Here is an 11,487-nt window from a genome sequence, read left to right as displayed (position 1 = left end):
GGGATGCGCCATATAAAGCGATGCGCGCATCTGTTCACCCAGAAGCGCCCCCGGGCTGGTATCAATGCGCGACCGGCGTTCTTCGATGATCACATCGCGTTCGGGCAGAACCACATCATCTGAAAGCTTCAGATTGGTCATGCGGTCGGCTTCCATCTCCATGACCAGATCAAGCCGGTCACGTGCGATGTTCTGGAAATATCCGGTGTAGTCCCAGCTGGTGAAGGCGTTGTCATTGCCGCCATTGCGCGCAACGATCTTTGAAAAGTCGCCCGGCGCCATATTATCGGTCCCCTTGAACATCAGATGTTCAAGGAAATGGGCAATGCCCGAGACACCTTGGGGCTCATCGGCCGAGCCGACCTTGTACCAGACCATGTGGGTAACGACGGGTGCGCGGTGGTTTTCAACCAGCACGACCTGCATGCCGTTATCAAGGGTGGCGGTTTGGGGGCTGAACACAGCCGCCCTTGACAAACCGGGCACAAGGGCAAGGGTCAGTGCGACGAGGACGAGCACAGCCACAGAGCTGCGCGTCATTGATCGGATTGTTCCAGAAATTCTCATTGTGGCGTCCCATTCCAATTCAGGATGGTTATGCAAACGGTGTGTTTCAATGCAGGACCGGCAGAACGCGACACTTGCATTCAACAGGCATTTCTTAAGAACCGAATATGACAGAACAAGGGCGCGAAACCATCGCGCCCTTGTCTGAATGCATCAACTTGTCGTGTGGTTAGCGAACCGTCGGGCGAAGCTTAGAAGATGTCTTCCAGCCAGCCTTTCTGTTTGCGTTCGATCACCGGGGTATCGGCACCACCGGCAACATTGTCACCCAATGCCTGCTGATCGCGGATACGCTTGGCTTCGGCGGCCGGATCGACGACAGTGCCGAATTCCGGCTTTTCCTGCCAGAACAGCAGATCGTCGACGACGCCTTCGCTTTCGGAAATGAAGATCGAGGTTTCACGATCCACCGTGTTGCGGATTTCCGGATCGGCATATTGCGCACCGGATGCCGAAAGAAGGGCAACCTGACCCTTGCTGCGCGTACCTTCGGTGATGTCACGTTTTACAACGTTGGGATCTTCACCAACCAGAATACGACGCGCCTGATCGGTGGTCGAACCGGTTTGTGGGCGCGGTGCGCCCGGATCAGGAACACGCAAGGTAAAATCAGGCGGCAGACTGAGCGGGGCGCGCGAAACAACCGCAAACTCGTCGGGCGACTGTTTGTTCAGGCCAAAGGTTTCACGTGTTGATTCACAACCGGAAACGCCAAGCGCAAGTCCGCCCAGCAATGCAATTTTGAAAATATTGGTCGTCAGTTTCCGGGCCATTTGTGCCTCATTACCACTTCAAAACCGGACCATGTTCGCCCGGCCAAAATTCATCTGGTAGATTTTTTACCGCCAAAAAGGGAATCGATCAACAGTAGCGCCGCACCAACCGTGATTGCACTATCGGCAATATTGAATACCGGCCAGTGATAACCCGCAACATGCAGATCAATGAAGTCGGTCACAGCCCCGTGGCGCAGACGATCAACGAGGTTGCCAATCGCACCGCCAATGATCATTGCCAGGGCAAAGCGCAGCATGGAATCGCGCGTGCGCCACATCCAGATGCCAAAGCCAATCGTGATGGCCGCCGTCACCGCGATCATGACCCAAGGTGCCTGCCCCTGAAACAGGCCAAACGAAACACCCGGGTTCCAGGCCAGAACAAAGTTCATGAACGGCGTCACTTCGATCACGCGAAGCGGGTTAGACAGACCATCAATGGCAAGCGCCTTGGTCCACTGGTCGACACCAAACACGATTGCAATGACGATCAGACCAAACACAAAGGCACGATGTTTCATCAACACTCTTTCTGACTTGCCGGGATGTGCCCTGCCAGCTGGCAGGGCGTTCCCGAACGCCACCGTTACTCGGCGGCAATTCCCATTTCATCAACGGCATCCGCACAGCGGTTGCAAACGGTTTTATGTTCAGCGTGGCTGCCAACTTCCGGCAGGGTCTGCCAGCAACGTTCGCATTTCTCGCCTTCTGCCAATGCTGGCACGACACCGACACCGGCAACATCATCAAGGGTATAGGCACCATCCGGTGCGTCACCCGTGATCAGTTCGATGTCAGATGTAATGGCGATTTCGGCAAGATTAAGGCCAGCCAGGGCTTCGACATAATCAGCCGTCGCATAAACCTTTGGTGCGGCATCAAGGCTGGCACCAATGCGTTTTTCGGCACGTTCAAGTTCAAGCGCACCGGTGACAACACGGCGAAGCTTGCGGATTTTGGCCCATTTGGCGGCCAGCGCATCGTCTTTCCAGCCATCGGAAACCGTATTGAAGGTTTCCGAGTGAACCGAGCTTTCGGCACCATAGCGCGCACGCCATGCTTCGTCGGCGGTAAAGCACAGAACCGGTGCCAACCAGCGAACAAGGCAATCAAACACGCGATCCATGACCGTGCGGGCCGCACGGCGGCGCAGGCTGCTTGGTGCGTCGCAATAAAGCGCGTCCTTGCGGATATCAAGATAGAACGCCGACATATCAAGCGCGCAGAAGTTATGCAGCTCGATAAACATCGAGTGGAAATCGTAGTCCGCAGTCGTCTTGCGCACCATGTCATCAAGGTGGCTCAGACGATGCAGAACCCAGCGTTCGAGTTCCGGCAGCTCGTTATCTGCAACCTTTTCAGACTGGTCAAAGCCGTCAAGGTTGCCCAGCAGGAAGCGCAGGGTATTGCGCAGACGACGATAGATGTCTGAATGGCGCTGAATGATTTCATGGCTGATGCGCAGATCATCATGATAATCGGAGCTTACCACCCACAGACGCAGGATGTCGGCCCCCAGTTTGTCGATGACATCGTTTGGCGCAATGACGTTGCCGAGCGATTTCGACATCTTGCGGCCTTCGCCATCAAGAACAAAGCCATGGGTCAGAACGGCCTCGTACGGGGCACGGCCACGGGTACCACAGGATTCAAGCAGCGAGCTGTGGAACCAGCCGCGGTGCTGGTCCGATCCTTCGAGGTACAGATCGGCCGGCCATTTCAGGTCCTGACGTTCTTCGAGCACGAAGGCATGGGTCGAACCGGAATCAAACCAGACGTCAAGCACGTCGGTGACCTGTTCGAAATCATCGGCGTTGTATTTGTCGCCAAGGAAATACTGTGCATCACGGGTGAACCATGCGTCAGCCCCTTCTTCGCAGAAGGCTTCGTAGACACGATCAAGGACTTCCTGATCCCGCAGCGGCTGACGGGTGCTTTTTTCGATGAACACCGTGATCGGTACGCCCCATGCGCGCTGACGCGAAACGCACCAGTCCGGACGGTTGGCGATCATGGAATGCAGGCGGTTACGACCGGCTTCCGGCACAAAGCGGGTTTCATCAATCGCCTTGAGCGCCTTTTCACGCAGGTCATTGTCCTGCATGGAAATGAACCACTGCGGTGTGGTGCGATAGATCACCGGTGCCTTGGAACGCCAAGAGCACGGGTAGGAGTGCTTGAGACGGCCGCGCGACAGCAGCGCGCCAACTTCGATCAGTTTGGCGATGACGGCTTCGTTGGCACCTGCTTCCTTGCCGTTTTCATCATAGATGCGTTCGCCGGCAAACAGCGGCACGGTCTGATAATAGGCACCGTCACCATCGACCATTTCCGGCACTTCCAGACCGTATTTCAGACCGGTCTGGTAATCGTCCGGGCCATGCGTCGGTGCGGTATGGACAAAGCCGGTACCGGTATCGGTCGTGACATAATCAGCCGCCAAAAGCGGTACGTCAAAGTCATAGCCCTGACCGCGGAACGGATGGGCCGACAACGTGCCTTCGAGGTCGGCGCCCTTAAAGGTGCCGACAACCTTGTGACCGGTAACGCGACCGTTTTTGCACAGGTCTTCAAGAAGATCGGTACAAACCGCCATCTTCTCGCCAACGGTGGCCCAGGCTTCTTCGGCGGTTTCGGTGACTTCGATGACGGAATATTCGATGTCTTCGCCATACGAAATCGCACGGTTGCCCGGAATGGTCCAAGGGGTCGTGGTCCAGATGACAATGGTCGCGTCTTTAAGCAGATCAACCTTGGTTTCGGTGACCGGGAAGCGAACATAGATCGTTTTGGATGTATGGTCGTGATATTCGACTTCGGCCTCGGCCAAGGCGGTCTTTTCAACCACCGACCACATGACCGGTTTGGAGCCCATATAGAGCGAACCGTTCATCAGGAATTTGCCGAGTTCACGGGCAATAGAGGCTTCTGCCTTGTAATCCATGGTGACATAGGGATTGTCCCAGTCGCCCATCACGCCAAGGCGTTTGAATTCTTCGCGCTGAATATCAAGCCATTTCTGGGCAAACTCGCGGCATTCCTTGCGGAATTCGGCAATCGGAACATCGTCCTTGTTCTTGCCCTTGGCGCGGTATTGTTCTTCGATCTTCCATTCAATCGGAAGGCCGTGGCAGTCCCACCCCGGAACGTAAACAGCGTTCTTGCCCAGCATCTGCTGGGAACGGGTGATGACGTCTTTCAGGATCTTGTTCAGTGCATGACCAATATGCAGGTGGCCGTTGGCATAGGGCGGGCCATCATGCAGGACAAACATTTCACGATCGGCCGAAATACCGCGAATTTTGCCGTAGAGGTCCTCTTTCTTCCACTGCTCGAGCAGGGTCGGCTCCATCTTTGGCAAACCCGCCCGCATCGGGAAATCGGTCTTGGGCAGGATAACGGTTTTCTTGTATTCGACACTCATCGTGACGGTCCTGTCGTCTTGAACAAATTAAAAGGGCGAACCCCCGGAGATCTCGCGAAAAGCTGATCTTGCGAAAAGCGCGCGGATCATAGCGGGTTCGTCAACAAATTCAAATCTTGCCGAGAATATCCTTGGCAGCGATCACATCTGCTGCGATCTGGGCTTTCAGGGCATCAAGCCCATCGAACTTCTTTTCCCCGCGGATAAAGCCGTGCAGACGCACGCGTACCCGCCGGTCATAGATGTCCTGATCAAAGTCAAAAAGGTGTGCTTCAAGCCCGGCATCATCATCGCCGCCAAAGCTTGGCCGAACGCCAATATTGGCGACTCCGGGGATCCAGCGTTCGACGGTTTTGCCATCGGTTTTGGAAACCAGTCCAAGCTCGACAGCGTAAACGCCGAATTTCGGGCGCAGGTGATTGCCAAGCGGAACATTGGCCGTCGGGAAGCCAATAGTGCGTCCGCGCGCATCACCATGGGCGACAACCCCGCCAATCTCCCACGGGCGCCCCAACAGATGTTTGGCGTCTTCGGGGCGACCATCACGCAGCGCCTGCCGGATCGCGGTCGAGGAATAGACAATCCCGTTGTCATGGGTGACAGCGGTTACCGCCGTAACACCAAAACCGGATTTTTCACCAATCGCGCGCAGCAAATCGACATCCCCTGCCCGGCCCTTGCCGAAACAGAAATCCCAGCCAACCACGACATGTTTGGCGCCAAGACCCGTGACCAGAACACGTTCGATGAATTCCTCGGCCGTCATGGCGGCAAAGTCGCGGTTAAACTCGACTTCATAGAACAGGTCGATATCGATGCTGCCGGCTGCGGTTTCGCGGTCCTCGGCCGAGGTCAGACGGAACGGCGGATCATCGGCGCGAAACAGCATGCGCGGATGGGGCTCGAACGTCAGGATCGCAAGCGGCGCACCGAGGTCGCGGGCAATTGCGCGGGCCTGATCCAGAAGCGATTGATGCCCCAGATGCAGTCCGTCAAAATTGCCGATCGCCACTACGGCGCCGCGCGCATCATCGGTCAGGTTCTCAAAAGATCGAAAAACGCGCATTCGCGCCGGTCTCTCTTTGCTGCGTTCCATGCCTGCCGACCTTTTGTCGGCAAATCCAGCAGGCAGCTATATAGGGCGCAGGCCCGAAGCGTAAAGACTTTTCCGACAAAAAAGCGCAGGCTTTCCGGCATCAGGCGCGTGAAGGCACCATCACGGTTGCTTCGCCCGAGATCACGCAACGATCCCCGACATAGCAGTTGGTTTCCATAATGGCGCGTTTCTTGGCCGGGATCAGTTCACGCACGGTCACGCGTGCCGTCACGGTATCGCCGATCCGAACCGGTGCCTTGAATTGCAGGTTCTGGGAAAGATAAATCGTACCTGGCCCGGGCAGGCGCGTACCAAGCACAGTGGAAATGAAACCGGCAGACAGCATGCCATGGGCAATGCGGCCTTCGAACATCGTGGTTGCGGCGTAATCCTGATTAAGGTGCACCGGGTTGGTGTCACCGGTAATGCCGGCAAACATCACGATGTCGGTTTCGGTTACCGTTTTTCCATAACTGCCCGACAGCCCGATCTCAAGATCTTCGAAATACAGCCCATGAAGTCCGTCGCGTTCATCCATTTCCTAGAAACCCTATGCCTGTTGCGCGGTTGCTTACATTGCAGATGTCGCGCTTATAATTATTTTGCAATGCAGTATTTGTAATTTTATTGCGCATTTTTCGAAATGAGCAATGCCTATTTCGTCGAATGTCATCTTGATGAGCGCTTGAAATTGTCTGAAACGGGGACATATCAGGGCATGCCCACCTGTGATATCAATGATCTAAGCCCTATAAAAACAAACCTTTGGGAAACGCCCCCGATGAACAACACAATTGCAGACACCTATGAAATTGCCATGGGTCGATGGAGCCGCCGGCTGTCGCGCAGCTTCCTTGATTTTGTTGCCGCACCGTCTTGTGGGGCGTTGGTTGATGTCGGATGTGGCACGGGCAGTCTGACCTTGGCTGCGGCCAACCGGTATCCGGATGCGCGGGTTGTCGGCATTGACCTGATCCCCGATTACCTGACAGACGCCCTGCGCGAAGAAGCTTCAAATATCGAACTTAAAACCGGGGACGCGTTGTCGCTGCCGTTCGAGAATAACAGTTTTGATACTGCCTTCTCGCAGCTGTTGATCAATGATCTGGAAGATCCGGAAAAGGCGGTTGCCGAGATGGTCCGCGTCACCAAACCGAACGGGAAAATAGCAGCATCTGTCTGGGACCGCGCGGGCGGTTTGACGTTTATCCGCCTGTTTCTCGATGCCGCAGCCATTCTGGCCGGGGTCGAGGGCGAAAAATTGCGCGAAGAGGTTTTCGACGTCCCCTATCAGGATGAAGATGACCTTTATGATCTTTGGTCGGATGCGGGATTGGGCGATATTGAAACCGCAACCCTGGCGGTGCGCATGGATTTCATCGATTTTGATGACTATTGGCAGTCGCTGATGGGGGCACACAGCCTGATCCGCAATTTCTTTAACCGGCAATATGCCGACACGGCCTACGAAATTCAGCAGGCCACACGTCTGGCCTATCTTGGTGGCAAGACCGACGGGCGGCGGTCTCTTGTCGCATCGGCCATGGCGGTGCGCGGCGTAGTGCCAGCGTAATCAACGACGCCTGAACGGCATCCAGAGAACGCCCAGCAAACTTTGGCTGTCCATGTCGCGGAATTCCTTGAGGCCGATCTGCATATCATGATCATTGACCTTGGTGTGATCGATATAGCTGACAAATATCCGGTCCCAGATGGAAAAAATATTGCCGTAGTTGCTGTTGGTTTCTTTCATCAGGCTTGAATGGTGCACCCGGTGCATATCGGGTGTCACGACCAACAGTCGCAAGGCGCGATCAAGGCGTTTGGGCAGATGCACATTGCCATGATTAAACAGGGCAAAGCCGCTTAGCATGCTTTCATAAATCACCACCGCCCATGGATCGGCCCCGATCAGCACGACAAAGGTCGATTTGTAGAGTGCGGATGCAACGATCTCGACCGGATGGAAACGCACGGCGGTCGAGACATCAAATTCGGTATCGCAGTGATGCACCCGGTGAAACCGCCAGAACACCGGCACGATGTGGGTCAGGCGATGCTGCCAATAGATCGCACAATCAAGAACAATGATGGTGACCAGCCCGGACAATAATGCAGGCATGCCCAAAAGGTTATTTATCCCCCAACCATTGGCCTGCGCCCAGATGGCAGCGGCAATCATCGCAGCCCCGATGGTGAAACGTGCAAGGGCGGCACTCAGCAACAGCAGACCAAAATTGGTCAGCCAGCGCATCGGGCGACGCACGGCTTCCTTGGGCCGATAAGGGGCCACCGCCTCCCACAAGGCCATGACCGCCAAGATGGCGGCAAAGATACCCAGCCGAAATAATCCGCTCTGATCCATTTCATCCTGCCTTGTGTGATAAGGAGCGTGTATGCGTCACCTTGAACTGATATCGGATATCGCAATGTATAAACAACATCTTGCAGTTCGATATCTCATCACCTTTATGTTAGAGAAAGGTGATTCATACTGAAAAGCCAATGCTTGGCGACAATAACCGATAACGGGGGACTATATGCCAGAACGATCAGGATCCATTCGGACACTCTTTCTTTCCGTGTTCGCGACCCTGTCTTTTGGCAGCACCGCCCTTGCAGATGGCCCGCCGTTTGATTTGCCGGTCGTTTGTGCCGGCAACAGTTGTGACATTGTTCACTATGTCGATCATGATACCGGACCGAACATTCGCGACTATGCCTGTGGCACGACAACATATGACGGCCACCGCGGTACTGATTTCGCCATTCCGGACGAAGCCACCATGCTTGATGGTGTTCCGGTCCTGTCCATCGCGGATGGCACGGTCGTTGCCCTGCGCGACGGGGTTGAAGATATTGATTCAGGTCGTATCGCCACCAGCAGCCTTGAAGGCATTGAATGCGGCAACGGCATTCTGATTGATCATGATGATGGCTGGCAAAGCCAGTATTGCCATCTTCGCCGGGGATGGGTTGCGGTCAAACAAGGCGACCGTGTCAGCCGTGGTCAGGTGATCGGGCGGATCGGCATTTCCGGTCAGGCCACCTTCCCGCACCTGCATTTCAACCTGCGCAAGGATGGCGAACTTGTTGATCCCTTCAGTGGCACCGCCATGGGCACCAGCAGTGCCGCTGATTGTAGTGTCGAAAATGCGGCCCTTTGGTCACCGTCTGCACGTGCAAAGCTTAGCTATAACGAGATCACGCTTTATGGCCATGGCTTTTCGATGGCGCGCCCGAACGCATCCGACCTTAAACGCGGATACGGCAAGGACCAGGAACTACCCCGCACAAGCCCGGCACTTTACTTCTGGGCCTATCTGATTGGCGCCAATGATGGTGATGTCATCCGCATGAGCCTGCAAACACCTGATGGCAAGGGTGGCCATCGCGACTTTGTCATCGATTTGCCCAACGATGCAGGCCCGCGCGCAAAGTGGTTCTTTATCAATATGGACCGCCCCGGAAGCCAATGGCCGGCTGGCACCTATGAAGGCGAGATCACCTTTACCCGTGGTGACAATTCCCCGCGCATCATCGGCGAGGGCAAAGTTGTGATCCGCTAGGGATCCCACCCCCGCCCCGGAAAGATCCGATTTGGGTTGCTTCACGTACACCAGCCGACTTAAAATTACACCAGTAAAATGTATTAGTTATTGAAACTATTACATTAATTTTAGATTTGGCGCGTGAATGTACAGAATTTATGACTGTCTGGCACACCAGCACGATATCGTTCTGGTCCTCGTTGCCCTTCTGATTGGACTGGCGGGCATTCATACCGCATTCAATCTGTATGCCCGCGCCTGCATCGGTCGCCTTCGTCAGAAAATCGCATGGCTGTTCCTGACCGGGGTTGTGACCGGCGGGGGCATCTGGGCGACCCATTTCATTGCAATGCTGTCCTATGACCCGGTTGTGCCGGTCGGCTATGAGCCTGTTATGACGGCTGTTTCGCTGGCGATTGCGATTGTGACAACCACCATCGGGTTTGCGATTGCCTCGATCAGTGGGCCGAACCTTGTATTGTCGCGTCTTGTCGGCGGCCTTGTTGTCGGACTTGGCATTTCGGCCATGCATTTCACCGGTATGTCTGCCATCCGCGTTCCCGGCATTATCAGCTGGCACATGGATATTGTGATTGCCGCCATTCTGATGGGGGCCTTGTTCGGCATGGCGTCGCTGTATCTGGCCAAGACCGCACAGACTGACCAGCAGAAACTTCTGGGCAAGGCAAACCTGACCATCGCGGTGGCGACCATGCATTTCGGTGCGATGGGTGCACTGGTGATTACACCCGATCCGACTGTCCCGGTCCCGGCACAGCTTATTTCGCAGGAATATCTTGCGGTCGGTGTCGCCGTTGTTGCCATCGGGCTGATTGCCATTGGTTTTGTCACCGCCCTTGTTGACCGGCAACTTCGCGATCATGTCAGCAACCGCATGCGCATTCTGGGCGATTCCGCCATCGAGGCGCTCGTTCTGACCCAGAATGGGCGGGTGATTGATGCCAATGACAGTTTCCTGAAACTGGGTGGTGTCACCCGTGCAGACATTCTTGATCAGGATTTCCTGACAGAGTGGCTTTCCGATACACCGGCGGAATTCAAATCAGGGAAGGTCGGTTATGCAGAAACGACCCTGTCCTGGAGCACCAATACCGCCATACCGGTCGAGGTCGTGCGACGCGAAATTCCCGCCGACGAAATATCGGATGCCACTGTGATATTTGGGCTGCGCGATCTGCGCGAACGGTATGCTGCAGAAAACCATATCCGTTTCCTGGCAGAACGTGACGCCCTGACCAAGCTTTTGAACAGGTCGACATTCAATGACCGACTGGCCGAGGCACTAACGAAATCAGATGAGACAGGCATTCCGTTGACGGTGATGTGCATTGATTTCGACCACTTCAAGGAACTCAATGACAGCTTCGGCCACATTGCCGGCGACCATGCGCTTCGGGAATTGGGTGAACGCCTTGCCGAGCTGTTTAGCGATAATGTGGTGATCGCACGTGTTGGCGGTGACGAATTTGTCGCCTTGCTGTCGCACCCTGAACAATCAGATATGGATAACGTTATTGCCCGATCGCGCGAAACGGCACAGCAAATCCTTGATTGTGTCGCGCTCCCGGTTTTCATTAATGCCGAACACCGTGCGAAGCTTTCTGCAAGTATCGGGATTGCGCATTATCCAACCGATGGCAATGACGCCGAAAGCATACTGTTTCATGCCGACCTTGCGATGTATCGGGTCAAACAATCTGGCGGCAATGACATCGTGTTCTATTCGTCGGAAATGGACGAGGAATACCGTTTCAAGCGCCAGCTTTCGTCGAACCTGCGTCACGCGATGGAGAACGGTCAGCTTGAACTTCATTACCAGCCGCAATGCGAGACCGATGGTGATGATCAGGTGGTCCACTCGTTTGAAGCATTGTTGCGTTGGACCGATCCCGAACTGGGATCGATCCCGCCCGGACGGTTTATTCCGATTGCCGAGGAAACAGGCCTGATTGTGCTGCTGGGCGAATGGGTGCTTAGAACCGCCTGCAAAGAGGCCGCACGCTGGAAAAATCCGCTTGGCATCGGGGTCAATCTGTCAGCGGTTCAATTGCA

The 11,487-nt window shown here is 55.1% G+C and carries 10 protein-coding genes; 3 read left to right on the top strand and 7 right to left on the bottom strand.

Features of this window, described 5'->3' with window-relative positions:
• The 6 genes from B3Z49_RS07695 to B3Z49_RS07670 all read right to left on the bottom strand — a co-directional run.
• Positions 1–540, bottom strand: a 540-nt coding sequence (locus B3Z49_RS07695) for a M16 family metallopeptidase (RefSeq protein ID WP_296989602.1), incomplete at its 3' end; no start/stop codon positions are given.
• Between the two features lie 218 nt (positions 541–758).
• The gene (locus B3Z49_RS07690; RefSeq protein ID WP_063088643.1) at positions 759–1,340 is read right to left on the bottom strand and encodes a DUF3035 domain-containing protein; all 582 of its coding nucleotides are present in this window, start codon (positions 1,338–1,340) and stop codon (positions 759–761) included.
• A 50-nt stretch (positions 1,341–1,390) separates the two neighbouring features.
• Positions 1,391–1,864 (bottom strand): signal peptidase II, encoded by a 474-nt coding sequence (gene lspA / locus B3Z49_RS07685; protein WP_064787433.1) that lies wholly within the window; start codon positions 1,862–1,864, stop codon positions 1,391–1,393.
• Positions 1,865–1,929: 65 nt separating this feature from the next.
• Positions 1,930–4,767, bottom strand: coding sequence for an isoleucine--tRNA ligase (gene ileS / locus B3Z49_RS07680; protein ID WP_296989599.1), 2,838 nt, complete (start codon positions 4,765–4,767; stop codon positions 1,930–1,932).
• A 109-nt stretch (positions 4,768–4,876) separates the two neighbouring features.
• A complete protein-coding gene (locus B3Z49_RS07675; protein WP_064787435.1) occupies positions 4,877–5,833 on the bottom strand; it encodes a bifunctional riboflavin kinase/FAD synthetase in 957 nt (318 codons plus the stop codon).
• Between the two features lie 130 nt (positions 5,834–5,963).
• A complete protein-coding gene (locus tag B3Z49_RS07670) occupies positions 5,964–6,401 on the bottom strand; it encodes a MaoC family dehydratase (protein WP_063088640.1) in 438 nt (145 codons plus the stop codon).
• 243 nt (positions 6,402–6,644) lie between these two features.
• On the opposite strand from B3Z49_RS07670, the gene B3Z49_RS07665 reads away from it, so the two are divergent.
• A complete protein-coding gene (locus B3Z49_RS07665; protein WP_063089007.1) occupies positions 6,645–7,436 on the top strand; it encodes a class I SAM-dependent methyltransferase in 792 nt (263 codons plus the stop codon).
• Here B3Z49_RS07665 and B3Z49_RS07660 read toward each other — a convergent pair whose 3' ends face one another.
• Positions 7,437–8,228, bottom strand: coding sequence for a sterol desaturase family protein (locus tag B3Z49_RS07660; protein WP_296989589.1), 792 nt, complete (start codon positions 8,226–8,228; stop codon positions 7,437–7,439).
• 175 nt (positions 8,229–8,403) lie between these two features.
• Here B3Z49_RS07660 and B3Z49_RS07655 point away from each other — a divergent pair, with 175 nt between their 5' ends.
• Both B3Z49_RS07655 and B3Z49_RS07650 read left to right on the top strand, forming a co-directional pair.
• Positions 8,404–9,432 (top strand): M23 family metallopeptidase, encoded by a 1,029-nt coding sequence (locus tag B3Z49_RS07655; protein ID WP_296989584.1) that lies wholly within the window; start codon positions 8,404–8,406, stop codon positions 9,430–9,432.
• Positions 9,433–9,559: 127 nt separating this feature from the next.
• The coding region (locus tag B3Z49_RS07650; protein ID WP_296989583.1) for a bifunctional diguanylate cyclase/phosphodiesterase at positions 9,560–11,487 on the top strand (1,928 nt) is incomplete at its 3' end.

The organism is Thalassospira sp. UBA1131 (assembly GCF_002311515.1).
GTDB lineage: Bacteria > Pseudomonadota > Alphaproteobacteria > Rhodospirillales > Thalassospiraceae > Thalassospira.
The sequence above is the reverse complement of the archived record's forward strand: the minus strand, read 5'-3'. Positions and strand labels throughout refer to the sequence as shown.